Raw genomic sequence first — 24,396 nt, 5'->3', positions numbered from 1 at the left:
AGTCTGCCAGACGACGACCTGGCTCCGCATCCTCGCACGCCCGCCCGCGGCGGCGGCACAACTCGCGGCACCGCGCTCACCAGGACGGCGACGGGCCCCTCACGCCCAGGGGAACAGGATGTCGAACAGGCCCTTCTTCTCGCTCGGCGCGGGGGCGGGCTGCTCCTGCTGCGCGGGCGGCGCCTGGGTGGGGGGCGCGCTCTCCTGCCGCTCCGGCTGCCTGGTGGCGGGCGCCTTGGCCGACTCCTCGGCCGAGTCCTCGGGGGTGCCGTCGGAGGTCTCGTTCATCCCGTCCTGCGGGCCGTGGGTGACCTTCTCGTCAGGCGTGGCCGTCGGACGGCTCTCGCGGGTGGCGGTGGGCCGCGCCGACGGCTCGCGGGTGGGACGGGGGCGGCGGGCCACGGGGGTGGGGGTTACGGTCTCGGACACGGTCGGCTCGGCGGTGTCCGTTTCCTCGGGCTCGGGGGCGGACTCGGTCTCCTCCGGGAGCGCGGTCTGCGGCGGGGCGGTGACCTGGCTGGCACCGGCGCAGGCGCCGACCCCGCACGGGTCGTCGGAGGAGGTGCCGGTCAGCAGCCAGCCCGCCCCGGCGCCGACCAGCACCACCGCGGCGGCCGCCAGCACCAGCACCCTGGTACGCCGGCGCACCTCGCGATCGCGCCCGGCGCCGACCCGGCGGTCGTCGGCGTCGTCGGTCCAGCCGGAGCCGAGGAAGCCGCGCCTGGTCTCACCCGCGTCGTCGTCGCCGTCGGGCTTGTAGCCCTGGTCCAGCGGCAGGTAGGGCAGGTCGTCGTCGGCCGCCGGGTCACCGCCGGGAACGCCGGGCCCGTCCGCCTCGACGACGGCGTGCGGCCCGCTCAGGCTCTCGTACGGCCCGGCCAGCGTCTCGTGCGGCCCGCTCAGGGCCTCGTGGGACCCGCTCGGCCCGTCCAGGACGTCGTGCGGGCCGCTCGGGCCGTCGAGCACGTCGTGCGGCGCGTCGGCGGGGGTCACGGGGGTCGCCGGGGCTTCGACGGGCTGCGCGGCCTGGCCGGCCGGGAGGATGTAGGTCTCGTTGCCGGAGACCTGGATCGCGGGCTGCTCGTCGGTGTCCTCGGTGCTCCACCGGGGGGACAGCACGTCTCCGGTCAGCTCCGGGTTTAACGCTTTACCCTGCCCATCCTCGTACGGCCTGTCGTTCTCGTCGCGCGCCACGATGGAACCTCTCTAGCTCTGAATACGGACCGCGACCTTTCTTAACAGACTTGTCCGGATATTTCACATGTTTCGCTAAAGTTACTCTGCGTCACATTCGCCCCAGCCAGCGGGCGAGCGCGGCCTCCAGCGGATGCCCCCGCGCCTCCGACGTCCAGGCCGTGTAACCGTCGGGACGCACGAGCAGCGCCTCGGCGTCGTGCTCCGCGCCGCCCCGCACGATCTCCAGCCGGTCCGCCCACGGCGCGGCCGCCGCCACCAGGTCGTCGCGTCCGCCGAGGTCCAGCAGCAGCGCCCGGCCGCCGCGCAGCAGCTCCGCGGTGCGCACCACGCCGCCGGCCGTCTTGACCGCCAGGTCGGGAGCCATCCGCCCGGCTCCGGGCACGCCCACGTCGTAGGCGGTGTCCACCCCGGCGATCATCCCGCTCAGGTACTCGTTGACCTGGTCGAACCGCATCAGCTCGGCGAACAGCTCGCGCAGCGGGTCGACGGCCGGGTCGGGGTGGGCCAGCGCGCTCTGGGCCCGGACGTTCCACAACACCCGCGCGCCGACCGGATGGCGCTCGGCGTGGTAGCTGTCCAGCAGCCCGGCGGGGGCCTGGCCGCGCACCTCGGCGGCCAGCTTCCAGCCCAGGTTGAAGGCGTCCCCCAGGCCGGTGTTGAGCCCCTGGCCGCCCCACGGGAAGTGCACGTGCGCGGCGTCCCCGGCCAGCAGGACGCGGCCCACGCGGTAGGTCTCGGCCTGCAGGGCGGCGTCGCCGTACCGGGACAGGTTGCGCGCGCCGGCCATCGGGACCGGGACGCCGAGGATGTGCTCGGCCGCCTCCTGGAGCTCCTCGATCGCGACGGGCGCCTCCCGGTCGGCGTGCGGGGCGCGGAAGTCGTAGGTGGTGACGCGGCTGTGCCCGGCGGGGTCGAGCCAGACGATGGCCCAGCCCCGCGGCGTACGCGTGTAGCCCGGCGGCACCGTGTACGGGTCGAGCAGCCGCACGTCGCCCATGAGCGCGGCGACGCGGGCCCCGGCGCCGGTGAACGGGATGCCGGTGGCCTTGCGCACGACGCTGCGCGCGCCGTCGGCGCCGACGACGTACCGGGCGGTCAGCTCGCGGCCGTTCACGGTCAGGGCGACGTGGTCGTCCCGCTGCTCCAGGCCGGTGACCTCCTGGCCACGCCGGATCTCCGCGCCGAGGGCCGCCGCGCGGCGGGCGAACACCTGCTCGGCCCACGCCTGCGGGCTGCCCACGATGCTCGGGCCGCCGTCCGAGACCGCGCCGAGGTCGAGCCCGAACATGCCGGAGAAGTGGAAGCTCACGCTCCCGTACGTGGACCGCCCCACCGCCTCCAGCAGCCCGCGCCGGTCCAGACTCCGAGCCGTGCCCGCGTGCAGCGTCCCGGCCTTGGACTGGCCGGTCGGCACGGCGAGCCGTTCGAGCACCAGCGGCCGCACCCCCTGCAGGCCCAGCTCGGCGGCGAGCAACATGCCCACGGGCCCGCCACCCACCACGGCGACATCGAACACAGGAGCCTCCTCGAACGCGGATGAGTACGTAATCTTCGTACATACGAACAATGTCCGTCAACTCACCGTTCGTGTTATCCGTACAATGGCGGCATGCTGCACCCGTCGCGTGACCAGATCCAGTTGGTGGAGGTGCTCGCCGCGCTCGGCCATCCCGTACGCGCCAAAATCGTTCGCGCGCTGGCCTCGGGGGACGAGCTGTTCTGCGGCGAGGTCGTGGCCGACGTGCCGAAGTCGACGCTGACCGCCCACTGGCGGGTGCTGCGCGAGGCCGGCGTCATCTGCCAGCGCCCGGAGGGCCGCAAGCTGTTCATCCGGCTGCGCCGCGACGACCTCGACGCCCGCTTCCCCGGCCTGGTCGATCTGCTGCTGGCCGAGGACCTCTAACCCGCCGGCCGGGTCACAGGCAGGGGTTCGTGGTGGAGTCGACCACCTTGTCCTTGAGCGAGCCCGGGATCGCCGACGCCACCCGCACGCCCGGCCAGTCGGCCCCGATGACGAGCTGCACGATCGGCCCGTCGGGCAGCGGGGTGACCTTGGTCGCGTACGGCTTCGGGTTCACCGGGGCGACCTTGCCCGCCACCGGCGTGCGCTTGTCCTTCGACAGCCGGGCGGCCACGGCGTCCCCGTAGACGGCGCCGTTGTCGGCGTCCTTCTTCGCGTACCGGATCGACGTGGTGGCCACCGGCGCGGCGTTGCCGACCTGGACGACGGCGAACCCCTGGTCGGCCAGCTCGTCGGCCACCTGACCGGCCTTGCCGAGCTCGGTGGTGCCGTTGAGCACCTGGACGCGCACCTGCCCGTTCTCGACCTTCGGCTTGGCGGCGGCCGAGGGCGGGGTCACGTTGACGTCGGAGCGCACGGCCTCGAAGAAGTTGCGCGCGTCCGGCTGCTTGAGCTGCACCCGGTTCTTGTCGGCCGGGTACGCCTCCACCGGCACGGTGATGCCCTTGAGCTCCTTGGCGGTCAGCCCTTGGACGCTTCTGGCGATCTCCAGCATCCGGTCCGGCTGCGCGAGCTCGCTGTCCAGGGAGACGGCCTTGACCCCGGCCCGCAGGAACGCGTTGAGCTTGGCGGGGTCGGTGAGCAGCCCGCCATCGGTGATCTTGTCCAGCACCTTGGTGAGGAAGACCTGCTGGCGCTGGATGCGGCCGAGGTCGCTGCCGTCGCCGAGGGCGTAGCGGGTGCGCACGTACCCGAGGGCCTGCTCGCCCTTGACGACGTGCTTGCCCGCGCTGAGCACGAGCTTGGCCTTGGGGTCGTTGACCGCCTTGGGCAGGCAGATCTCGATGCCGCCGAGGGCGTCGACGATGCCCTTGAAGCCGGTGAAGTCGACCTTCACGATGTGGTTGATCTTGATGTTGGTGAGCGACTCCAGCGTGCGGACCGTGCAGTTGATGCCGCCGTCGTTGAAGGCGGAGTTGATCTGGCGCAGCCCGCCGGCCAGCATCGTGCCGGTGCGGCTCCGGCACTGCGGGATCATGACCATGGTGTCCCGGGGGAAGCTGATCATGGTGGCCTTGTCCCGGTCCGGGGAGATGTGCAGCACCATGATCGTGTCGGTGCGCTCACCGAGGCCCTGCGACTTCGCGCCGTACTTCTTGTTGTCGCCCTCGCGCGAGTCCGAGCCGACGAGCAGCACGTTGAGCGCGCCGGTCTCGGGCGGCCGCGACCCGGCCTCCACCGGCGGCAGGATCGGGATGTCGGCGAAGATGCTGCGGTAGTACGCGTACCCGCCCAGCGTGACGACGACCAGCACGAACGTCAGCACCATGCTCACCCACGCCAGCGGCGTGATCCGCCGCGCAGGCCCCGGGGGCCGGTCCAGGCGACGGTCGGGGCGCTGATCGGGGCGGCGGTCCGGGCGGCGGTCGGGGCGATGCTGCGGCCGTTCCGGCGCTCTCCGGCCCTCGCTCACGCGCCCCCCTCTACGCGCGCCCGCACAGGACGCACCCCCGCGCGCCCCTCGCAGAGCGCGGCCCCCTCTGGTGTGACGCGCAGCATACTGATAATCCGCCGTATATACGGCGTGTCGCAAATTTCACCCCATAGCAGCCTCCGGCGGACGCGTCCGGCGAGGGCTCCATGCAATGCGCGCGAATCCACGGCGTCACTACGGTCCGTGACGCCATCATGACGTCCATGCTTCTGACCGAGATGGCGCCCCCTCCAGGCGCCGAGGCGCTGGCCGGGCTGCGCACCGCCGCCCGGACCGCCCGCCGGGCCGTCTTCGTCGCGCTCGCCGGCTCGATCGCGCTGCTGGCCACGTCACAGGTGCTGGCCGACCGCGCGCCGACCAGAGAGCAGACGTTACCGCTCGCCGTGCTCTCGCTGGTGGTGTTCGCGACCGCGCTGCCCGTCCTGGCGGTCACCCAGCTGGTGTGGGGCGCGCGGGCGCGCCTGGTGCGCCGGCGCGAGCGCGAGCTGTTCGCCGTGCCGCCCTCGGCCCGGCGGCGTCCGCTGAGCCGGCTCGGCGTCGCGTCCGGCTGGGCCGCGCTGCTGCTGCTCGGCGCCACCTCTCCCGGCCAGTTCAGGGCGGCCGCCCTGTACGCCTTCGCCGACGCTCTGAGCTGGGCCGTCGAGGCCGCCATGGTGATCGGCCTGGCCGCGGGGGTGTCGTTCCTCATCTGGTGGGCACGGGACGCCCTGGGGATAGTGGCGCGCGCCGGTCGTCCGGGAGGATCACCTGGCGATCCGTGGGATCCCGGCCGGGGCGCGCGTCCACGAGGGGGCGCGGCGCTCTGGACGGGCGCGGCCGTGGCGGTCGCCGCCCTGCTCGGAGCCCGCGCCCATCTCTGGGAACCGCCCATGCCGATCGTTTACGCGCTGCTGACCGCCGCCCTCGTCTGCGGGGTGGTTACCGACGAGTAGCATAGGCGCGGAACCCCATCCAAGAACGAGGAGCGAATCCGTGCCTTCCTCTCGTGACGTCGTGTTCGTCGACGGCGTACGCACGCCCTTCGGCAGGTCAGGGCCGAAGGGACTGTACGCGGAGACCCGCGCCGACGACATGGTCGTCCGCGTCATCCGCGAGCTCATCCGGCGCAACCCCGGTCTGCCTCCCGAGCGCGTGGACGAGGTGGCCATCGCCGCGACGACCCAGATCGGCGACCAGGGCCTGACCATCGGCCGCTCGGCGGCGGTGCTGGCCGGTCTGCCCAAGAGCGTGCCCGGCTACGCGATCGACCGCATGTGCGCGGGCGCGATGACCGCGGTCACCACGGTCGCGGGCGGCATCGCCTTCGGCGCCTACGACGTGGCCATCGCCGGCGGCGTCGAGCACATGGGGCGCCACCCCATGGGCGAGGGTGTGGACCCCAACCCGCGGTTCCTGTCGGAGAAGCTGGTCGACCCGAGCGCGCTGGTCATGGGCATGACCGCCGAGAACCTGCACGACCGCTACCCGTCGATCTCCAAGGAGCGCGCCGACGCCTACGCGGTGCTCTCGCAGGAGAAGGCGGCCAAGGCGTATGCCGACGGCAAGATCCAGCCCGACCTCGTGCCCACCGCGGTCCGGACGGCCGAGAAGGGCTGGGGCCTGGCCGCCGAGGACGAGGCGCCGCGCCCCGGCACCACGATGGAGGCGCTGGGCGCGCTCAAGACGCCCTTCCGCCCGCACGGCAACGTCACCGCGGGCAACTCCTCCGGCATCAACGACGGCGCCACCGGCTGCATCGTGGCCGCCCGCGAGGTCGCCGGCGAGCTGGGCCTGACGCCGAAGATGCGCCTGGTCTCCTACGCCTTCGCGGGCGTGGACCCCGAGGTGATGGGCGTGGGCCCGATCCCGTCCACCGAGCGGGCGCTGCGGCTGGCCGGGCTGTCCATCGGCGACATCGGCCTGTTCGAGATCAACGAGGCGTTCGCCGTCCAGGTGCTGGCCTTCCTGGAGCACTTCGGCATCGCCGACGACGACCAGCGCGTCAACCCCTACGGCGGCGCGATCGCCTTCGGCCACCCGCTGGCCTCCTCGGGCGTGCGGCTCATGACGCAGCTCGCCCGCCAGTTCGGCGAGCGGCCCGACGTGCGGTACGGCATCACCACCATGTGCGTCGGCATGGGCATGGGCGGCACTGTGATCTGGGAGAACCTGGCATGAGCGACATCGAGACCTGGCGCGCGCTGCTGAGCGGGCGCAACACCGACGAGGTCGTCACCAAGGCCCTCGTGCGCGACGTGCCGCTGCCCGGCGGCGCCGGCACGATGGCCCTGATCACCCTGGACAACGGCTTCGACCACACCAAGCCCAACACCTTCGGCCCGCACGGCCTGTTCGCGCTGGAGGAGGCCCTGTCGCGGATCGCGGAGCGCACCGACCTGGCCGCGGTGGGCGTCACCGGCAAGCCGTTCATCTTCGCCGTCGGCGCCGACCTCAAGGGCGCGGCCGCCGTGGCCTCCCGCGAGGAGGCCGAGGCCATCGGCGCGCTGGGCCACCACGTCTTCCGCAGGCTGGGCGAGCTGCCGATCCCGACGTTCGCGTTCGTGAACGGCGCGGCCATGGGCGGCGGCCTGGAGATCGCGCTGCACTGCGCGTACCGGACGATCTCCTCCGGCGTGCCCGCGGTGGCGCTGCCCGAGTGCTTCCTCGGCCTGGTGCCCGGCTGGGGCGGCACGCAGCTGCTCCCCCGCCTGATCGGCCCGGCGAACGCGATCAAGCTGATCATCGAGAACCCGCTGTCGCAGAACCGCATGATCAAGGGCGCGGACGCGTACAAGCTGGGCGTCGCGGACGCGATGTTCGAGCCGGCCGACTTCCTGGAGGAGTCGCTGCGCTGGGCCGCCCGCGTGGTCAAGGGCGAGGTCGCCGTCGAGCGGCTGGAGCACGACGGCTGGGACAAGGCCGTCGCCGACGCGCGCTTCCTGGTGGACATGAAGCTGCGCGGCGCCTCCCCCGCCCCCTACCGGGCGCTCGACCTGATCGCGCTGGCCGCGACCGCCTCGCGCGACGAGGGCTTCGCCGCCGAGACGCAGGCGCTGGCCGACCTGCTGATGGGCGACGAGCTGCGGGCCGGGCTCTACTCCTTCGACCTGGTCCAGCGCCGGGCCAAGCGTCCGGCCGGCGCGCCGGACAGGTCGCTGGCCCGCAAGGTCACCAAGGTCGGCGTCGTGGGCGCCGGGCTGATGGCCTCGCAGATGGCGCTGCTGTTCGCCCGCCGCCTGGAGGTCCCGGTCGTGCTGACCGACCTCGACCAGTCCCGCCTGGACAAGGGCGTGGGGTACGTGCACGCCGAGGTCGACAAGCTGCTGGGCAAGGGCCGCGTCTCGGCCGACCAGGCCAACCGGCTCAAGTCCCTGGTCACCGGCTCCCTGACCAAGGACGCCTTCGCCGACGCCGACTTCGTCATCGAGGCCGTCTTCGAGGACATGGCGGTCAAGAAGCAGGTGTTCGCCGAGGTCGAGGCCGTGGTGTCGGCCGAGTGCGTGCTCGCCACCAACACCTCCTCGCTCTCGCTCACCGAGATGGGCGCCGGGCTGGCGCACCCCGAGCGGCTGGTCGGGTTCCACTTCTTCAACCCGGTCGCCGTGATGCCGCTGCTGGAGATCATCAGGGGCGCCTCGACCGACGACGCCACGCTGGCCACGGCGTTCGCGGTGGGCAAGTCGCTGCGGAAGTCGTCCGTGCTGGTCAAGGACGCGCCGGCGTTCGTGGTCAACCGGCTGCTGACCTGCTTCATGGGCGAGGTCGTGGCCGCCGTGGACGAGGGCACGCCGCTGGAGGTCGCCGAGCACGCGCTCGACGGCCTGGGGCTGCCGATGACGCCGTTCGCGCTGCTGCAGCTCGTCGGCCCGGCCGTCGGCCTGCACGTCGCCGAGACGCTGCACGCGGCCTTCCCCGAGCGGTTCGGCGTCTCGGAGAACATGGCCAAGCTGGTCGCCTCGGGCAAGCCCGGCGTCTACCGTCCGGACTTCTCCCTCGACCCGGAGGCGGTGGCCCTGTTCGCCGGCGGCACCTCGCCGTCCACGGCCGAGCAGGTCCGCGAGCGCGTGCTCGGGGCGCTGTCCCGGGAGATCCGGATCATGCTGGACGAGGGCGTCGTCGCCGGGCCGCAGGACATCGACCTGTGCATGATCCTGGGCGCCGGCTGGCCGTTCCATCTGGGTGGCATCACGCCTTATCTGGACAGGTCGGGGATCGCCCAGCCCCGGTTCCTTCCGCCCGGTGTGGCCTCGCTGCCCGCGTGATTTTACGGAGGCCCGCCCGGCGGGTCTCCGTACGTCATGGCCGCCTTCGCCGTAGCGTACTGTGCCGTCCTACGAACGGAGAGTAACCATGATGCGAGCAGTCGGCACGATCGCTCTGTGCGGAGCCCTCGTGCTGGGCGCGTCGTCGCCCTCCCTGGCGGCGGCGCCCCCCACCCCCAAGGTCGTCCTCAAGGTCACCGTGGCAGTGAAGAACGGCCCCACCAAGGGCGCCTGGCTCAACTGCAGCCCCGACGGCGGCACCCACCCCTCCGCCCACGCCGCCTGCGAGCTCCTGCGCAAGGTGAAGGGCGACCCGGCCAAGATCAACGTCTCGCCGAAGGCGGCCGCGGCCTGCGGCAAGGAGGTGGAGCCGCGCGCCGTCATGATCCTCGGCAAGTGGTACGGCAAGACCGTCCAGTGGGGCAAGGTCTACACCAACGCCTGCACGATGAAGGCGGGCCTCGGAACGCTCCTGGCGATCTGAGCGGGTGAGGGGGGCGGGCGGCCGGCCCGCCCCCCTCGCGCGTCACCGGCCGGGCACGGCGCCCCGCCTGCTGTGCCGGTAGCCGTAGGCGAAGTAGACGACCACCCCGATGATCATCCAGACGACGAACCTGAGCCAGGTCTCCAACGGCAGGTTGAGCATCAGGTAGAGGCAGGCCAGCACCGACAGGATCGGCAGCAGCGGCACCATCGGCACCCGGAAGGCCCGCTCCAGGTCGGGCCGGGTGCGCCGGAGCACGATCACGCCGACGGACACCACCATGAACGCGAACAGCGTGCCGATGTTCACCAGCTCGGCCAGCTCCCCGAACGACACGAACCCGGCCAGCGCCATGGTCACCAGGCCGATGAGGACGGTGAGCCTGGCGGGCGTGCCGAAGGTCGGGTGGACGACGGCCAGCCGGCGCGGCAGCAGGCCGTCGCGGCACATGGCGAACAACACCCGGGTCTGCCCGAGCAGCAGCACCAGCACCACGGTCGTCAGACCGGCGATGGCGCCCACGCTGATGATGGCGGCCAGCCAGGGGTGGCCGACGGCGGTGAACGCGTCCGACAGCGGCGCGCTCGTGCTCAGCTGCTTGTACGGCTGCATGCCGACGACGACCAGCGAGACGGCGACGTAGAGGATCGTGCAGACGGCCAGCGAGCCGATGATGCCGCGCGGCACGTCGCGCTGCGGGCGCACGGTCTCCTCGGCGGCGGTGGCCACGATGTCGAAGCCGATGAAGGCGAAGAACACGATCGCCGCGGCCGAGAAGATGCCGATCACGCCGAACGCGACGGGCGTGACCCCGAACAGCACCTGGATCAGCGGCGCCTTCAGCCCCTCGACCCGCGGCGAGGCCACCGGGTCGGGGATGAAGGGCGTGTAGTTGGCGGCCTTGACGAAGAACAGCCCGGCCACGATGACCAGCAGCACCACCGTGATCTTGGTGATCACCAGGATCAGGTTGACCCGCGAGGAGATCTTGATGCCGGCCACCAGGATCGCGGTGAGGATCAGCACGATGGCCACCGCGGGCACGTTGACCACGGGATCGTCGCCCGCGATGGAGGCCGGCAGGTGGATGCCGACGGAGTCGAGCATCGAGGCGAAGTAGCCCGACCAGCCGACCGACACCACGGCCGCGGCCAGCGCCAGCTCCAGGATCAGGTCCCAGCCGATCACCCAGGCGGGGAACTCGCCGAGGGTGGCGAAGGAGAAGGTGTAGGCGGACCCGGCCACGGGGATCGTCGAGGCGAACTCGGCGTAGCACAGCGCCGCCAGTCCGCACACGACGGCCGCCACGACGAACGAGACCGCGACCGCCGGCCCGGCCACCTCCTTGGCCACCTGGCCGGTGAGCACGAAGATCCCGGTGCCGACGATCACGCCGATGCCGAACACCATCAGGTCCATGGCGGTCAGGCGTTTACGCAGCTGATGCTCGGGAGTCTCGGTGTCGCGGATCGACTGTTCGACGCTCTTCGTGCGAAAGATGTCCACGATCAGCGATCCTTCCCAGACCCTCCGTGATCATGCGCTCGCGCCGGGCCGGCCGGTGAAGCGCCTCGTCGGGGGTAGCGGACCCGCATCATGGTGGACGACCTGCTGGACACGCTGGCCGGTCAGGACGTGGCGGTGGTGCTGGCGCTCGTCCTGGTCTTCCTGACGCTGGACGCCTCGGTCGGGATCGGCCTGATCACGCCGGGCGACGGCCTGCTGATCGTCGCGGGCGCCACGTCGGGCGGCGTGCCCGAGACGCTGGCCCTGATCGGCACCGGCGTGCTGGCCTGCCTCCTGGGCGCGACGGGCGGCCACCGCCTGGGCCGCCGGTACGGCCCCCGCCTGCGCGACAGCAGGCTCGGCCGGCGCGTCGGCGAGGAGCGCTGGACCAGGGCGGAGCAGATCCTGCGGCGCAGCGGCTGGGCGCTGGCCCTGGCCTACTTCCTGCCGGTGGTGCACGCGCTGACGCCGGCCCTGGCGGGCGCGGTGGGCATGCCCTACCGCCGGTTCATGCCGTGGGCCCTGCTGGGCAGCACGGCGTGGGTGAGCACGTACGTCGTGCTGGGGGCGGCGGCCGGGCAGATGGCGCGGCGGGAGGCGGGCCTGCTGCTGCCGGCGGCGGCCGCGGCGGTGGTCGTCATGCTGGCGATCACCGCCGTGGTCCGCCGGGTGCTCAACGGCGGACCGGCTGCTCCACGCGGGAGGTCCGCTTCGCGACGGCCTCGGTGATCTGGCGCGCGAGGTCCTGGCCGGTCAGGCCGATGCGGCCGAGGATCGCGGCCCGCTTGGCGTGGTCGAGGAACTCCTGCGGGATGCCGAAGGTGCGCACCGGGACGTCGACGTCGGCGTCGCGGAGCAGGCGGGCCACGGCGTCGCCCACGCCGCCCACGCGGCCGTTGTCCTCGACCACGGCGACCAGCTTGTGGGCGCCGGCGGCCAGCGTCAGCGCCTCGTCGAGCGGCTTGACCCAGCGCGGGTCGACCACGGTGGCCGAGATGCCCTGCGCGTCGAGCAGGACGGCCGCCTCCATGCACACGTGCGCCATCGGGCCGACGCCCACCAGCAGCACGTCCGGTTCGCCCTCGGCGGCCCGCAGCAGGTCCATCTCGCCCAGGCGGCCCACGGACTCCAGGGGCTCGGCCACCGGGCCCTTGGGGAAGCGCAGCACGGTCGGCCCGTCGGAGACCTCCACGGCCTCGCGCAGCAGCTCGGTGACGCGGTCGCCGTCGCGCGGCACCGCGATCCGCAGGCCGGGCACGACCTGGAGGATCGACAGGTCCCACATGCCGTTGTGGCTGGCGCCGTCGTCGCCGGTGACGCCGGCCCGGTCGAGGACGACGGTGACCGGCAGCCGGTGCAGGGCGACGTCCATCAGGAGCTGGTCGAAGGCCCGGTTGAGGAAGGTGGCGTAGACGGCCACGACCGGGTGCAGGCCGCCGAGCGCCAGGCCGGCGGCGCTGGTGAGCGCGTGCTGCTCGGCGATGCCGACGTCGTAGATGCGGTCGGGGAAGGCGTCGGCGAAGGCGTTGAGGCCGGTGGGGTGGAGCATGGCCGCGGTGATGGCGACCAGGTCCTCGCGCTCCTTGCCGAGCCTGACCAGCTCCTCGCTGAAGACGTTGGTCCAGATGCGCGGCTTGGGCTTCTCGGCGCCGGTGGCGCGGTCGAAGGCGCCGGGCGAGTGGAACTGGTCCTCGTCGTGGTTCTCGGCGGGGGTGTAGCCGCGGCCCTTCTGGGTGAGGGCGTGGACGATGACCGGCCCGCGGAAGGCGCGGGCCTTGCGCAGCGCCGCCTCCATGGCCTGCTCGTCGTGGCCGTCGATGGGGCCGACGTACTTCAGGCCGAGGTCCTCGAACATGACCTGCGGGGCCAGGACGTCCTTGACGCCCTTCTTGAAGCCGTGGAGGGCGTCGTAGAGGACGGGAACGTTCCCGAGCTTGTCCTTGACGTATTCGAGCATGTCCTCGTAGCGGCGGTTGACGCGCAGCGAGGACAGGTGGGAGGCCAGGCCGCCGATGGTCGGGGAGTAGGAGCGGCCGTTGTCGTTGACCACGATCACGACGGGCAGGTCTTTGATCGCGGCGATGTTGTTCAGCGCCTCCCAGGCCATGCCGCCGGTGAGCGCGCCGTCGCCGATCACCGCGACGACCGTGCGCTCGCGCTCGCCGCGCAGCTTGAACGCCTTGGCCAGGCCGTCGGCGTAGGACAGCGCGGTGGAGGCGTGGGAGTTCTCGACGAAGTCGTGCTCGGACTCGGTCTGGCTCGGGTAGCCGGACAGGCCGCCCTCCTGCTTGAGCGCCTCGAACCCGGCCGCGCGGCCGGTGAGCAGCTTGTGCACGTACGCCTGGTGGCCGGTGTCCCAGATGACCGGGTCGCGCGGGGAGTCGAAGACGCGGTGGACGGCGATGGTGAGCTCGACCACGCCCAGGTTCGGCCCGAGGTGGCCGCCGAACCTGGCGCAGGCGTCGACGAGCAGGTCACGGATCTCCCCCGCGAGCCGCGGCAGCTCCTCAACAGCGAGCCGTTTGACGTCGTGCGGTCCCTCTATCGAGCCCAGCAACCCGCTCACGGATGCGACTCCCCTCTGCCTCGTTCGCCGTCTGTTCCTTTTCGACGACGCAGAAGAGTCTAGTTCGCCGACGTCTCGCTGACTCCATCGAGTCAAATCCACCCACTTATGTCCGATCTTGACCTAGTCTTTCCGGACATATGAACTCCCTCCCTAAAGGCAAGATCGCGGCCGTGGTCGCCGCGGCTCTCGCACTCGCCATGGCCGCCGCCTCCCTCGTGCTCGTGCTTTCCGACGTCGCCACGACCTCGGCCGAGCGTACGCCGGTCAGCCAAGCCCAGAAACTCGCTTCATCGCCCGCCGCGGCCCGCGCCGGCGCCGCCGCGCCCGGCGGCCTGGCGCAGGCCACGGCCAACGCCCTCTACCGGACCGGCAGGCTCGCCGATGTGAACTGCGCGCCGGGCGCGCTGCCCGCGGGCAGCATGATCGCCTACCGCCGCTTCCTCACGCGGGTGACGAACTGCCTGAACAAGGCGTGGGCGACGCAGTTCCGCAAGGCCCGCATGCCGTTCGGCAAGCCGCGGCTGCGGATCATCACCAAGAAGGTCAGGACGCCCTGCGGCGCCTGGAACACCGGCGCCGACGGCGTCTACTGCTCCACCGACCGCACGATGTACCTGCTGATCACCCGCGCCCAGCTCCGCAACCCGTTCCCGCTGGGCATCAGCCGCCTGATCGCCCACGAGTACGGCCACCACGTCCAGCAGGCCTCCGGCATCTGGAACTACTACTGGACGGCCAGGAACACCGCGGGCAAGGCGGCGCGCCTCCAGCTCTCGCGCAAGTCCGAACTCCAGGCCGAGTGCTTCTCCGCCGTCTTCATGAGCACGATGAAGGGCACCGCCCTGGTGAACCAGTCCGACTGGGACTACACGGTCCAGTGGTTCTACAAGAACGGCGCCAAGGGCTGGCCGCAGAACGACCACGGCAAGGGCCCGACGCAGGCGGCCTGGATGACCAGGGGCTTCAACCGGGGCGCGCCGGGCGCGTGCAACACGTGGGCGGCGGCTGCGCGAAACGTCCAGTGACGTCTGGCATTTCCGCTTTACCTTGATCTCTCTCTTTTGTAGTGTGCCTTCCCATGCGTACCCCCCGATTGGCGATCATTGCCGGAGCACTGGCGAGCGTTTTCGTCGCCGGTACGGCCCACGCGGCCGTGGCCGCCCCGGCGAGCAAGCCGGTCCTGACGAAGAACCCGATCTACAAGACCGGCCGGCTCGCGCTCAGGACGTGCGAGGAGCCGCCGGTCAGGTCCGGGACCGAGGACGAGGCGCGGGTCTACTTCGAGGCGGTGCTCGAATGCCTCGACAAGGCCTGGGCCCCCAAGCTCAAGCAGGCGGGCTTCGCCTTCAGCAAGCCGAAGTTCCAGGTGATCACCAAGCTGGGCGCCCCCACGGGCTGCGGCGGCTTCCCGGGGGGCGCGCAGGCGCTGTACTGCCCGGTCAACAAGACGATGACCCTCCTGCTCAGCCCGAACGTCGTGGAGGAGCCGTCGGACCCGGTGCTGATGCTGGTGGTGGCCCACGAGTACGGCCACCACGTCCAGAAGCTCACCGGCATGCTCCGGCACAACAAGCGCGGCGAGTACGTCCTGGACAACCCGAAGAACCTGGAGCCGGTGCGCCGTACCGAGCTGCAGGCCGAGTGCTACGCCGGGGTGTTCATGGGCAGCGTCTGGGACTCGCTGGGCCGTAGCCAGAAGGAGTTCGACTCCCTGCTCAAGGGCACGCACGACCCGGCCGACCTGAGCGCGCTCGGCGTGAAGACGCGCTCCTCGGCCGACCTGAGCCACGGCTCGGACGCCAACGTCGCGTGGTGGCTCAAGCGCGGCTTCACCGGCAAGTCGGCGGGCTCCTGCAACACCTGGGCCGCCCCCAAGGGCAAGGTCAGCTAAGCCAAACTCGTACAAACTCCTCTAAGATCCGCGATCGTGCGCATTCCCCTCATGGCGCTCGCCATGTGCATGATCGCGGTTCTTCTGTCGCCGGCTCCGTCGGCCGCGGCGGGCCGCCCGGCGCGAGGGGGGTTGTCGGCCGCGCCGGTCGTCTCACGGGAACGCCTGGCCTGCGCCGTCCCCGCCATCCGGGCGGGCAGCGCCGCCTCGCTCAAGTCGTTCCACCGGGCCATGGCCAGATGCGCCGACCGGTTCTGGGCCGGCCGGTTCGCGGCCGCGGGTCTGACCTACACCCCGCCCGAGGTGACCGTCACCACCGGCGGCGACTCGGTCTGCGGCCGGATCACCGCCAACGGCGCGCAGTACTGCCCGGTGCAGCGCACGATCGTCATCCGCGTCATGAAGCACGACCTGGACGACCCGTTCCGGATGAACATCGCGCACTCCGTCGCGCACGAGTGGGGACACCACGTCCAGGAGCTCACCGGCGTGCTGGACGCGCAGAACGCCCTGTACCAGCCCGCCTCCACGGGGGCCCGCACCCTGCTCAGCCACCGGCTGGAGATGCAGGCCGAGTGCTTCGCCGGCGTCTTCTACAGCGCCGCGCTCACCTCGATCAAACCCGACGTCACCTGGCGCGAATGGCTGGACGCCGTCCGCCGGGCGGACTACAGCAAGATCCACGGACGCCCGCGCAACCTGGCCTACTGGCAGAACCGCGGCTACCGCGACGGCTCCGCCGCCGCCTGCGACACCTGGACGGCCCCCAAGGCCCGGGTGCGCTAGGAGCTGACCCTGGCCAGCACTTCCAGCGGGTCGGCCAGCACGTGGGCGAAGGCCAGCTCGGCCGCCCCGACCAGGGTCACGTGGTCGCCGAGCGCCGACGTGCGCAGCCGTACGTGCTCGCGCTGGGGGGCCATGGCGTGCAGCGCCAGCCGGGTGCGGACCTGCGCCGCCGAGCCGAGGTAGACCTCCCGCAACATGCCCCCGAAGATCACCATCTCCGGGTTGAAGATGTTGACCAGGTTCGCCACGCCGAGCCCGAGCCAGTCGCCGACCCGGCTCAGCGCCTCCTGCGCGACGATGTCGCCCCGGTCGGCCGCGTCGACCACGGCGCGGACCGCGTCCCGGCCGTGCTGGCCGGGCCCGAAACGGCCGGCCAGCTCCAGCAGCGCCCGCTCCCCCACCTCGGCCTCCAGACAGCCGTGCGAGCCGCAGGAGCACTCGCGCCCGCCGGGGTTGACGACCATGTGGCCGACCTCGCCGCCGTAGCCGTCGAAGCCGCCGAGCAGGTGGCCGCCGGTGATGATGCCGCCGCCGATGCCCACGTCGCCGTGCAGGCAGATGAGGTCGCGCACGCCCACGCCGAGGCCCCGGCTGTGCTCGGCCAGGGCCGCCAGGTTGGCGTCGTTGCCCACGCTGACCGGCAGCCCGAGGCCCAGCCTGCGGCCCAGCTCCTCGCCGAACGGCACGTCGTGGGCCATCAGGTTGGGCCCGAACGTCACCACGCCGTCGCCCTTGCGCACCCCGCCGGACACGGCGGCGGCGGCGCCGACGCACACGGTGTCGTCGCGCGTCTTGCGCCGCATCTGCCTGGCGAACCCCGACAGCACCCCGGCCAGCTCGTCGAGGGCGAACCTGCCCCGGTCGCGGGTGGTCTCCCTGCGGTCGAGGATGACGCCGCCCAGCCCCACCCGCGCCGCCACGAGCCGGTCGGGGCCCACGTCGAACGCGAACACGTAGACGCGCGCCGACTCCGGGCGCACCACCAGCGAGGGCCGGCCGGCCCGGCCGGTCTCGCGCGGCAGCTCCTCCCGCACCAGCCCGGCGGCGGTGAGGTCGGACGTCAGCGCCATGATGGTGCTGCGGTTGAGCCCCATCTTCGAGGTCAGCTCGGCGCGCGAGATCGGCCCGCCCAGATGGACATGGCGAAGCAGCGCGCCGAGATTGTGGCGCCTGATGTCCTCCTGGGACGGTCCGGCACGCATCGTCTGGGGTTCCTTCAGGGGCTGCGGGTCGCTGATCACCTTAGACCAGCAGCAGCCGCCCGCTTGCGCGCCAGGGCGTCGACGCCCGCGGCGAGCAGCAGCACGCACCCGGTGACCAGGTACTTCACGCTGGCACCGTAGCCCATCAGGCCCATGCCGTTCTCGATCACGGCCACCACGGCGCCGCCGAGCACCGCGTCGAGCACCCGCCCCTTGCCGCCGAACAGGCTGGTGCCGCCGATGACGGCCGCGCCGACCGCGTACAGCAGCACCGAGCTGCCGCCCGTGTTCGGGTCGACCGAGCTGGCCCGGGAGGCGGCCACGATCCCGCCGACCGCCGCCATCGCGGAGCAGATCACGAACGCCGCGATCTTGATGCGGTCGACCGGGATGCCCGCCCGGCGCGCGGCCTCGGTGTTGCCGCCGACCGCGTACAGGTGCCGGCCGAACGCGGTGCGCCGCAGCACCAGCGTCCACACGACCAGCAGCACGACGATCACCGGCACCACGATCGGCACGCCGGTGAGCGAGACCAGCGCGGGGTTGCGGCTGCGCTCCAGGTTGAGCACGTAGACCGCGAGCCCGCCGAGCAGCGCCAGGGCGCCCACGCGGGCCGCGATCAGCGACAGCGGGTCGGCGACCAGGCCGCGCGCGGACCGGTTCCTGGCCCGCAGGAGCTGCACGGCCGCGAAGCCCGCCACGCACACCGCGTACAGGATCCAGCCGAGCAGCGGCGGCAGGTTCTTGTTGGCGACGGCGACGATCACGCTGTCCCGGACGGAGATGTTGGTGCCCTCGTTGACCAGCACCAGGACCAGGCCCTGGAAGGCCAGGAAGGCGGCCAGCGTGACCACGAACGACGGTATGCCGACCTTGGCCACCAGCGTGCCCAGGACGATGCCGATGAGCACGCCGGTGGCGATGGCGGCCAGCACGCAGACGTACCAGGGCAGGCCGAAAGTGGCCAGCGTGACGGCGAGCACCGCCGCGCAGACGCCGCTGGCGAAGCCGGCCGACAGGTCGATCTCGCCCAGCAGCAGGACGAACACCAGGCCCATGGCGATGAGCGTGACGTTCGCGCCCTGGGTGAACAGGTTGGCGAAGTTGATCGAGGTGACGAACGCGGGCCGGGCCAGGGCGAAGACCGTGCACAGCACGATCAGGCCGAGCACGGCGGGCAGCGCGCCCATGTCGCCGCCCCGGACGCGCTCCCAGTACGCCCGCACGCTGTGCGCGATCGACGGGGACTGCGCGGCGACGACGATGGCCTCGCCCGGGAGTTCCTTGACCTTGCTCATGGGGTGACCCCGTTCTTGAGGCCGAGTTCGCCGCTGCGACCCGAGGTGATCAGTTCGACGACCTGGGCGTGCGTCACGTCGGCGGTCTTGACCTGGGCGGCCATCCTGCCGAGGTAGAGCGCCGCGATCCGGTCGGAGACGGCGAACACGTCGTTCATGTTGTGCGAGATGAGGACGACCGCGAGGCCCGTGTCGGCCAGCCTGCGCACGAGTTCGAGCACCTGCGCCGTCTGGGCCACGCCGAGGGCCGCGGTGGGCTCGTCGAGGATGACGACCTTGCTGTTCCACAACACGGCCTTGGCGATCGCGACGGTCTGCCGCTGGCCGCCGGACAGGCTGGAGACCTGCTGCCTGATGGACTTCACCGTGCGCACGGACAGGCTGCTGAGCGTCTTCTCGGCCAGCTCCTCCATGCTGTCCTCGTCGAGCAGGAAGCCGTTCTTGCGTTCCCTGCCGAGGAACATGTTCTGGACGATGTCGAGGTTGTCGCAGAGCGCCAGGTCCTGGTAGACGATCTCGATGCCGAGCTCGCCCGCGTCCCGGGGGGTGTGGACGGCGACCTGGCGGCCGTCGAAGAGGATCTGGCCGGAATCGATGGGGTAGATGCCGCCGATGCACTTGACCAGCGTCGACTTGCCGGCGCCGTTGTCGCCGACCAGCGCCGTGACCTCGCCGGGGTAGGCGGAGAACTCGACCTCGTGCAGCACCTTCACCGGACCGAAACTCTTGTCGATCCCGCGCACTTCGAGGAGGGGGGTCATGGGGCTCCCTAAAGAGGGGCGCGGCCTCGCGCCGGTGGCACCCGGCCGCGCCCGTCCATGCTATTGAATTCCGGCCTCAGTGCACTTCTTGGCGAAGTCGGCGGTGCAGAGCTCCTCCTTGGTGACGTAACCGTCGGCCACGACGTCCTTGACGTTGTCGAAGGTGATGGCCTGCGGCTCCAGCAGCTCGGAGGGCACGTCCTGGCTGGTCTCGGGGTCCTTGACGCTGGCGCTCGCCGTGGGCTTCTCGCCCTTGGCCAGCGCGACGGCGAGCTTGGCCCCGGCGTCGGCCTCCTTCTTGACCGCCTTGTAGACCGTCATGCACTGGTCGCCCGCCAGGATGTTCTGCAGGCCCTGGACGGTGGCGTCCTGGCCGGTGACCGGCACCTTGCCGTTGAGGTTCTGCTTCTTCAGCACGGTGATGGCGGCGTTGCCGAGGCCGTCGTTGGCGGCCAGCACGCCGGCGATCTTCGGCTGCTGGGTGAGCATCTGCTCGAAGATCGTCCCGGCCTGGGTGTTGTCCCAGTCGGGCACGGCCTGGTCGGGACCCTTGACGTACTCGCCGGCGTCGAACTTGGGCTTGAGCACGCCGTCGTAGCCGTTCTTGAACAGGGTCGCGTTGTTGTCGGTCGGCGAGCCGTTCAGGTAGGCGACGATGGGCTTGTCGGCCTTCTTGTCGGCCAGGCACTTGCTCAGGCCCTCGCCCTGGAGCGTGCCGACCTTGGTGTTGTCGAAGCTGACGTAGTAGGCGGCGCCGCCGCCCAGGGTCAGTCGGTCGTAGTCGATGGTGGCCACGCCCTGCGACTTGGCCTTCTCGATGACGGCCTTGCCGCTGCCGCTGTCCAGGTTGACGATCATCAGGACGGTGGCCCCGTTGGTGATCATCTGGTCGGCGATGGTCTGGAACGCCGTCTTGTCGTTCTGGGCGTTCTGGATGTCGTACTGGACGCCGGCGGCCTTGAACGCCTCTTCCAGGTACTTGCGGTCCGCCGTCTCCCAGCGCGCCGACGACTTGCTGTCCGGGAGGATGACGCCGATCTTGCCGGCCTTCGCGGCCTGCGTCGCCGAGGCGGAGGAGGTGGAGGTGGTGCCGGTCTGACCGCTGTCGCCCCCGCAGGCGGTGAGACCGAGGGCGAGCGTCGCCGCCGCGGCGGTCAGGCTGAGGATCCCCTTGCGCATGATGCAGGGTCCTTTCTTCCGGAGGGGCCCGGATGAATGTTGTTTGCGGCAACGTATTCCGCCGCGGCCTGCTTTGGAAGACCCTTCCGTCCGAGAGTTTGTTGTTTCCGGTAACAATCCAGAAACACGAGGACGCGGTTCCGTGACCGGGAGCGGGCCGGCGTGGGCGGGAAGCGGCCGACTCCGGGGCGGCCGGGACCGGCAGAGGCAGCCGGCTTTCAGGGGCCGGGGCCGGTCGGGCGACGTGGCGGGACCGGGGCGGGCGCCGGCCGCCGGAGATCGTCGCGCGAGCTCCGGCGGACGTCCGGGTCAGCTCGCGGCGCGGTCGCCCAGGTGGCGGCGGCGCAGCGCGGGATCGGCCAGGGGGGCGGGGCTCCAGAGGCCGACCGGGTGGTAGACGTTGGTGCCGGGCGGCACGAGCTCGTCGATCCGGTCCATCACGGCGTCGTCGAGCAACAATGAGGCGCCCTTCAGCGAGCCCTCCAGCTGCTCCATCGTGCGCGGGCCGAGAATGACCGAGGTGACCGCCGGATGCGACGTGACGAAGGCGACGGCCAGGGCCGGCAGGGTGCAGCCGAGCTCGTCCGCCAGCTTCACCAGCTCCTCGACGACCTCCAGCTTGGCCGCGTTGACCGGGATGGACGGGTCGAACCGTTCCGGCGCCCGCGCGGCGCGACCTCGCGACAGGTCGATCTGCTGTCCCTTGCGGTAGCGTCCGGTCAGGAAACCCCAGCCCAGCGGGCTGTAGGTGAGCACGCCCATGCCGAGCCGCTGCGCCGTGGGCAGCACGTCGCCCTCGATGCCGCGGGCCAGGATGTTGTACGGCGGCTGCTCGGCGCGGAACCGGTACAGGCCACGCTGCCGGGCCACGTGGTAGGCCTCGACCGTCTCGTGCGCAGGGAAGGCCGAGCTGCCGAAGGCGCGGATCTTGCCCTGCCGCACCAGGTCGGTGAGCGTGGAGAGGGTCTCCTCGATGTCGGTCCGGTGGTCAGGGCGGTGGATCTGGTAGAGGTCGATCCAGTCGGTGCGCAGCCGCCTGAGGCTCGCCTCCACCTCGCGGACGATCCAGCGCCGCGAGTTGCCGCCCCGGTTAGGCCCCTCCCCCATCGGGAAGTGCACCTTGGTGGCCAGCACCACCTCGTCTCGCCTGCCCTGCAACGCCTTGCCCACGATCTCCTCCGACTCGCCCGCCGAGTACATGTCGGCGGTGTCGACGAAGTTGATCCCTTGGTCGAGGGCGGCGTGGATGATGCGGATGCTGTCGTCATGGTCGGGGTTGCCGGCCGAGCCGAACATCATGGTGCCGAGGCAGTGGGCGCTGACCTCGATGCCGGTGCCGCCGAGGATGCGATATCTCATGTCCCGGAACCGTAGGTTCTAGAGTCGGCTCTAGGTCAAACTGGACGGCATGGCAGGTTTGAGCATTGGCCAGGTCGCCGAGCGCACCGGGCTCAGCGTGCACACGCTCCGGTTCTACGAGCAGGAGGGCCTGCTGACCCAGCCCGTACAGCGGGGAGCCACGGGACGCCGGGTCTACAGCGAGGGTGACGTCGACTGGCTCGGCGTGTGCATCCGGCTGCGCGCCTCCGGCATGCCCCTGACCGACATCCGGCGCTACACCGAGCTCGTCAGGGCGGGCCACGGCAACGAGGCGGAACGGCTGGAGGTGCTGCGCGAACATCAGGAACGGGTGCTCGCCCGGATGCGGGAGCTCGACGGCTGCCTCAAGCTGATCACCAACAAGGTGGCGGTCTACGAGGGACGCCTGGGCCTGCGCGACGACATCCCGGAATGCACCGCCTGATCCATCACGGAGAGTAACCGTCCGCGGACGACCCCATCGGGCAACGCACCTGCCCAGCGGCTCGGCGCATGATTTACGGCGAGGTCGAATGTCACCTTACGGTTACTGTGCGTGACGCGTGAGGCGCATGAGGATTGAGGGGCCCTCGAAACGAAAGGAATCCCGCCCATGCGCTTCCCTGCTCGCCTGGCCGCCCTCCCCCTGGTCCTCGCCTCGGCGACCGCGCCGCTCGTCGCGGCCGCCCCCGCCCGGGCCGCGACCGGCCAGGTCGTCGTCTTCCAGGTCGAGACGCTCCCCCTCGAGGTCTACAACGACCCCAGGGGCTGCACGAAGCTGCCCCTCGCCGCACACGTGCTCAACAACCAGACCGATCAGGTCGTCCGCATCTACGGCGACCCGTTCTGCTTCGGGTCGTCCGTCACGGTCCGGCCCGGCTACGGCAGCCACGTCCCGGCGGGGTCGGGCAGCTTCTCAGCCGCCTAGGCGAGCGCCGATCGGCCCCCGCGTCCGCGGGGGCCGTCGTCGCGCGTGGGCGTCCTCCTGCTTGAACCCGTCGGTAGACTGCCCGCTCATGACCGAATTCGACGAGCAGGGACGCCCGGAACCGCCCTTCATGGGCGACGAGACCGAGACCCTCCTGGGCTTCCTCGACTTCCTGCGGGCCACCCTGGAGTGGAAGTGCTCCGGCCTCGACGCGGCGGGCCTCGGCGCCACCACCGCCGCCTCCTCGATGACGCTCGGCGGCATGCTCAAGCACCTGGCCTACGTCGAGGACCACTGGTTCTCCCGCCGTCTGCACGGGAACGACCCGCACGCCCCCTGGGACACCGTCGACTGGACGGCCGACCCCGACTGGGACTGGCACTCCGCCGCCCACGACTCCCCCGACGAGCTGCGCGCGCTCTGGCGGGACGCGGTGGCCCGCTCGCGCGCCCTGACCGCCGAGGCGCTGGCTGCCGGCGGGCTCGACCAGCCCGCCCAGCGTCCCTGGCCGGACGGCCGCCGCCCGCACCTGCGCTGGATCCTCGTGCACATGATCGAGGAGTACGCCCGGCACAACGGCCACGCCGACCTCATCCGCGAGTCCGTCGACGGGCAGACCGGCGAGTAGCCCGGCGAGTAACCCGGCGGATCAGGTCAGCAGGCTCTGCGCGATCAGGGCCAGCGCCGACGCGGTCGCCACGACCAGGACGGCCGTCCGCACCTTGCCGCCGTCCAGGTGGCGGCGCAGCGGCCGCGACGCCAGGAAGCCCAGGATCATCGGCACGATCAGGGTCGCGCCGGCGGCCAGGGCGCGGGCGGGCAGGTGGCCGACGAACGCCAGGATGGCGATCGACTGCGCGGCGCTCAGGAAGAAGAACATCGCCAGGGTGGCCCGGATCTGCGGCCCCTTGGCACTCTGGTACACCAGCGCCAGGGGCGGGCCGCCGATGCCCGTGGCGGTGCCGGTGATCCCGGACACGAAGCCCGCGCCGGTGATCGTCGCGCCGTTGCGGACGACGCTGACCGTACGCGCGGTGAGCCCGACCGCCAGCAGCACCATCACCCCGACCAGCACGCCGAGCGCCTGGACGGAGACGTACACGACGATGACGGCGCCGACGGCGCTGCCGGGGACCCGGCCCAGCAACGCGAACCCGAGCCCCCGCCAGTCCACCCGCCGCCACTCGGCGGCCAGCGTGAACAGCGGCAGCGTCATGTTGACCACCTGGATCGCGCCGGGCATCAGGCTGTGGTCGAGCATCGTCAGCACGGGCGCGGCCACCAGCCCCAGCCCGAACCCCACACTCCCCTGCACGACCGCACCCAGAAAAACCGCCAAACTCCCGACAAGCAACACAAATCCCGCATCACTCACGCCGAAAGTCAACCACCCTCACCCAGCGTCACCCCTGATGGACAGCCCCACCGGGCGAGCGGGCCACGGGGGCGGGGTGCGGGGGCGGGGGGGTGCGGGTGCGGGGGCGGGGGTGCGGGGGGTGCGGGGGGTGCGGGGGTGCGGGATCGGGGGCGCGGTGGTGCT

Annotated in this window: 23 protein-coding genes; 12 read left to right on the top strand and 11 right to left on the bottom strand. The window is 71.6% G+C overall.

Annotated elements, in window-relative coordinates; all coding sequences use genetic code 11:
* Positions 1-99: 99 nt before the first annotated feature.
* Positions 100-1,194 carry a hypothetical protein gene (locus tag ACFYUV_RS02280; protein WP_387664029.1) on the bottom strand — a complete coding sequence of 365 codons (1,095 nt, stop codon included), beginning with the start codon at positions 1,192-1,194 and terminating at the stop codon, positions 100-102.
* 91 nt (positions 1,195-1,285) lie between these two features.
* Positions 1,286-2,713, bottom strand: a complete 1,428-nt coding sequence (locus tag ACFYUV_RS02275; protein WP_387664027.1) for an FAD-dependent monooxygenase — start codon at positions 2,711-2,713, stop codon at positions 1,286-1,288.
* 93 nt (positions 2,714-2,806) lie between these two features.
* On the opposite strand from ACFYUV_RS02275, the gene ACFYUV_RS02270 reads away from it, so the two are divergent.
* On the top strand, positions 2,807-3,100 hold the full coding sequence (locus ACFYUV_RS02270) for a helix-turn-helix domain-containing protein (protein ID WP_352365580.1): 294 nt from the start codon (positions 2,807-2,809) through the stop codon (positions 3,098-3,100).
* A 13-nt stretch (positions 3,101-3,113) separates the two neighbouring features.
* On the opposite strand, the gene ACFYUV_RS02265 is transcribed toward ACFYUV_RS02270, so the two are convergent.
* Positions 3,114-4,487: an LCP family protein gene (locus ACFYUV_RS02265; RefSeq protein WP_387664025.1), complete on the bottom strand. Its 1,374-nt coding sequence runs from the start codon at positions 4,485-4,487 to the stop codon at positions 3,114-3,116.
* Between the two features lie 368 nt (positions 4,488-4,855).
* On the opposite strand from ACFYUV_RS02265, the gene ACFYUV_RS02260 reads away from it, so the two are divergent.
* From ACFYUV_RS02260 to ACFYUV_RS02245, 4 genes are all read left to right on the top strand, one after another.
* Positions 4,856-5,584, top strand: a complete 729-nt coding sequence (locus ACFYUV_RS02260) for a hypothetical protein (RefSeq protein WP_387664023.1) — start codon at positions 4,856-4,858, stop codon at positions 5,582-5,584.
* Positions 5,585-5,645: 61 nt separating this feature from the next.
* The gene (locus ACFYUV_RS02255) at positions 5,646-6,809 is read left to right on the top strand and encodes a thiolase family protein (RefSeq protein WP_387656872.1); all 1,164 of its coding nucleotides are present in this window, start codon (positions 5,646-5,648) and stop codon (positions 6,807-6,809) included.
* Positions 6,806-8,893: a 3-hydroxyacyl-CoA dehydrogenase NAD-binding domain-containing protein gene (locus ACFYUV_RS02250; protein WP_387664021.1), complete on the top strand. Its 2,088-nt coding sequence runs from the start codon at positions 6,806-6,808 to the stop codon at positions 8,891-8,893. Before ACFYUV_RS02255 ends, ACFYUV_RS02250 begins: the two co-directional genes overlap by 4 nt.
* Before the next feature lie 88 nt (positions 8,894-8,981).
* Positions 8,982-9,377, top strand: coding sequence for an SSI family serine proteinase inhibitor (locus ACFYUV_RS02245; RefSeq protein WP_358284727.1), 396 nt, complete (start codon positions 8,982-8,984; stop codon positions 9,375-9,377).
* A gap of 42 nt (positions 9,378-9,419) precedes the next feature.
* On the opposite strand, the gene ACFYUV_RS02240 is transcribed toward ACFYUV_RS02245, so the two are convergent.
* Complete coding sequence (locus ACFYUV_RS02240; protein WP_387664019.1) at positions 9,420-10,883, bottom strand: amino acid permease; 1,464 nt, start codon at positions 10,881-10,883, stop codon at positions 9,420-9,422.
* A gap of 90 nt (positions 10,884-10,973) precedes the next feature.
* Between ACFYUV_RS02240 and ACFYUV_RS02235 the strand changes: the two genes are divergently transcribed.
* Positions 10,974-11,612, top strand: a complete 639-nt coding sequence (locus ACFYUV_RS02235) for a DedA family protein (RefSeq protein ID WP_387664017.1) — start codon at positions 10,974-10,976, stop codon at positions 11,610-11,612.
* On the opposite strand, the gene dxs is transcribed toward ACFYUV_RS02235, so the two are convergent.
* On the bottom strand, positions 11,557-13,449 hold the full coding sequence (dxs, locus tag ACFYUV_RS02230; protein WP_387656681.1) for a 1-deoxy-D-xylulose-5-phosphate synthase: 1,893 nt from the start codon (positions 13,447-13,449) through the stop codon (positions 11,557-11,559). The two genes, ACFYUV_RS02235 and dxs, sit on opposite strands and share 56 nt — an antisense overlap.
* A 140-nt stretch (positions 13,450-13,589) precedes the next feature.
* Here dxs and ACFYUV_RS02225 point away from each other — a divergent pair, with 140 nt between their 5' ends.
* From ACFYUV_RS02225 to ACFYUV_RS02215, 3 genes are read left to right on the top strand one after another with little or no spacing between them, the layout of a single operon-like run.
* The gene (locus ACFYUV_RS02225) at positions 13,590-14,477 is read left to right on the top strand and encodes a neutral zinc metallopeptidase (protein ID WP_387664015.1); all 888 of its coding nucleotides are present in this window, start codon (positions 13,590-13,592) and stop codon (positions 14,475-14,477) included.
* Positions 14,478-14,530: 53 nt separating this feature from the next.
* Positions 14,531-15,343 (top strand): neutral zinc metallopeptidase, encoded by an 813-nt coding sequence (locus ACFYUV_RS02220; protein WP_387664013.1) that lies wholly within the window; start codon positions 14,531-14,533, stop codon positions 15,341-15,343.
* Positions 15,344-15,379: 36 nt separating this feature from the next.
* Positions 15,380-16,129, top strand: coding sequence for a neutral zinc metallopeptidase (locus tag ACFYUV_RS02215; protein WP_387664011.1), 750 nt, complete (start codon positions 15,380-15,382; stop codon positions 16,127-16,129).
* Here ACFYUV_RS02215 and ACFYUV_RS02210 read toward each other — a convergent pair.
* The 5 genes from ACFYUV_RS02210 to ACFYUV_RS02190 all read right to left on the bottom strand — a co-directional run bounded on the left by ACFYUV_RS02210 (position 16,126) and on the right by ACFYUV_RS02190 (position 21,928).
* Positions 16,126-17,331, bottom strand: coding sequence for an ROK family transcriptional regulator (locus ACFYUV_RS02210; protein ID WP_352325906.1), 1,206 nt, complete (start codon positions 17,329-17,331; stop codon positions 16,126-16,128). The genes ACFYUV_RS02215 and ACFYUV_RS02210 overlap by 4 nt on opposite strands.
* Before the next feature lie 35 nt (positions 17,332-17,366).
* Positions 17,367-18,629, bottom strand: a complete 1,263-nt coding sequence (locus ACFYUV_RS02205) for an ABC transporter permease (RefSeq protein WP_358284713.1) — start codon at positions 18,627-18,629, stop codon at positions 17,367-17,369.
* On the bottom strand, positions 18,626-19,390 hold the full coding sequence (locus ACFYUV_RS02200) for an ATP-binding cassette domain-containing protein (protein WP_352365555.1): 765 nt from the start codon (positions 19,388-19,390) through the stop codon (positions 18,626-18,628). Before ACFYUV_RS02200 ends, ACFYUV_RS02205 begins: the two co-directional genes overlap by 4 nt.
* A 60-nt stretch (positions 19,391-19,450) precedes the next feature.
* Complete coding sequence (locus tag ACFYUV_RS02195) at positions 19,451-20,569, bottom strand: substrate-binding domain-containing protein (RefSeq protein WP_358284711.1); 1,119 nt, start codon at positions 20,567-20,569, stop codon at positions 19,451-19,453.
* A 309-nt stretch (positions 20,570-20,878) separates the two neighbouring features.
* The gene (locus tag ACFYUV_RS02190) at positions 20,879-21,928 is read right to left on the bottom strand and encodes an aldo/keto reductase (protein ID WP_387664008.1); all 1,050 of its coding nucleotides are present in this window, start codon (positions 21,926-21,928) and stop codon (positions 20,879-20,881) included.
* Positions 21,929-21,977: 49 nt separating this feature from the next.
* Here ACFYUV_RS02190 and ACFYUV_RS02185 point away from each other — a divergent pair, with 49 nt between their 5' ends.
* From ACFYUV_RS02185 to ACFYUV_RS02175, 3 genes are all read left to right on the top strand, one after another.
* The gene (locus ACFYUV_RS02185; protein ID WP_387664006.1) at positions 21,978-22,373 is read left to right on the top strand and encodes a MerR family transcriptional regulator; all 396 of its coding nucleotides are present in this window, start codon (positions 21,978-21,980) and stop codon (positions 22,371-22,373) included.
* 168 nt (positions 22,374-22,541) lie between these two features.
* Complete coding sequence (locus ACFYUV_RS02180) at positions 22,542-22,856, top strand: hypothetical protein (protein WP_387664004.1); 315 nt, start codon at positions 22,542-22,544, stop codon at positions 22,854-22,856.
* An 88-nt stretch (positions 22,857-22,944) separates the two neighbouring features.
* Positions 22,945-23,484 (top strand): DinB family protein, encoded by a 540-nt coding sequence (locus ACFYUV_RS02175; RefSeq protein ID WP_387664002.1) that lies wholly within the window; start codon positions 22,945-22,947, stop codon positions 23,482-23,484.
* Positions 23,485-23,505: 21 nt separating this feature from the next.
* On the opposite strand, the gene ACFYUV_RS02170 is transcribed toward ACFYUV_RS02175, so the two are convergent.
* On the bottom strand, positions 23,506-24,213 hold the full coding sequence (locus ACFYUV_RS02170) for a sulfite exporter TauE/SafE family protein (protein ID WP_387664000.1): 708 nt from the start codon (positions 24,211-24,213) through the stop codon (positions 23,506-23,508).
* Positions 24,214-24,396: the final 183 nt, after the last annotated feature.

This window comes from Nonomuraea sp. NPDC003560 (genome assembly GCF_042878785.1).
GTDB lineage: Bacteria > Actinomycetota > Actinomycetes > Streptosporangiales > Streptosporangiaceae > Nonomuraea.
The sequence above is the reverse complement of the archived record's forward strand: the minus strand, read 5'-3'. Positions and strand labels throughout refer to the sequence as shown.

Bases quoted from the DNA above. Each gene is read 5' to 3' on its own strand.
- ACFYUV_RS02270 (WP_352365580.1), top strand. From the start codon at position 2,807: ATGCTGCACCCGTCGCGTGACCAGATCCAGTTGGTGGAGGTGCTCGCC.
- ACFYUV_RS02265 (WP_387664025.1), bottom strand. From the start codon at position 4,487: ATGGTGCTGACGTTCGTGCTGGTCGTCGTCACGCTGGGCGGGTACGCG.
- ACFYUV_RS02260 (WP_387664023.1), top strand. From the start codon at position 4,856: ATGCTTCTGACCGAGATGGCGCCCCCTCCAGGCGCCGAGGCGCTGGCC.
- ACFYUV_RS02250 (WP_387664021.1), top strand. From the start codon at position 6,806: ATGAGCGACATCGAGACCTGGCGCGCGCTGCTGAGCGGGCGCAACACC.
- ACFYUV_RS02245 (WP_358284727.1), top strand. From the start codon at position 8,982: ATGATGCGAGCAGTCGGCACGATCGCTCTGTGCGGAGCCCTCGTGCTG.
- ACFYUV_RS02235 (WP_387664017.1), top strand. From the start codon at position 10,974: ATGGTGGACGACCTGCTGGACACGCTGGCCGGTCAGGACGTGGCGGTG.
- ACFYUV_RS02225 (WP_387664015.1), top strand. From the start codon at position 13,590: ATGAACTCCCTCCCTAAAGGCAAGATCGCGGCCGTGGTCGCCGCGGCT.
- ACFYUV_RS02220 (WP_387664013.1), top strand. From the start codon at position 14,531: ATGCGTACCCCCCGATTGGCGATCATTGCCGGAGCACTGGCGAGCGTT.
- ACFYUV_RS02210 (WP_352325906.1), bottom strand. From the start codon at position 17,331: ATGCGTGCCGGACCGTCCCAGGAGGACATCAGGCGCCACAATCTCGGC.
- ACFYUV_RS02205 (WP_358284713.1), bottom strand. From the start codon at position 18,629: ATGAGCAAGGTCAAGGAACTCCCGGGCGAGGCCATCGTCGTCGCCGCG.
- ACFYUV_RS02200 (WP_352365555.1), bottom strand. From the start codon at position 19,390: ATGACCCCCCTCCTCGAAGTGCGCGGGATCGACAAGAGTTTCGGTCCG.
- ACFYUV_RS02195 (WP_358284711.1), bottom strand. From the start codon at position 20,569: ATGCGCAAGGGGATCCTCAGCCTGACCGCCGCGGCGGCGACGCTCGCC.
- ACFYUV_RS02190 (WP_387664008.1), bottom strand. From the start codon at position 21,928: ATGAGATATCGCATCCTCGGCGGCACCGGCATCGAGGTCAGCGCCCAC.
- ACFYUV_RS02185 (WP_387664006.1), top strand. From the start codon at position 21,978: ATGGCAGGTTTGAGCATTGGCCAGGTCGCCGAGCGCACCGGGCTCAGC.
- ACFYUV_RS02180 (WP_387664004.1), top strand. From the start codon at position 22,542: ATGCGCTTCCCTGCTCGCCTGGCCGCCCTCCCCCTGGTCCTCGCCTCG.
- ACFYUV_RS02175 (WP_387664002.1), top strand. From the start codon at position 22,945: ATGACCGAATTCGACGAGCAGGGACGCCCGGAACCGCCCTTCATGGGC.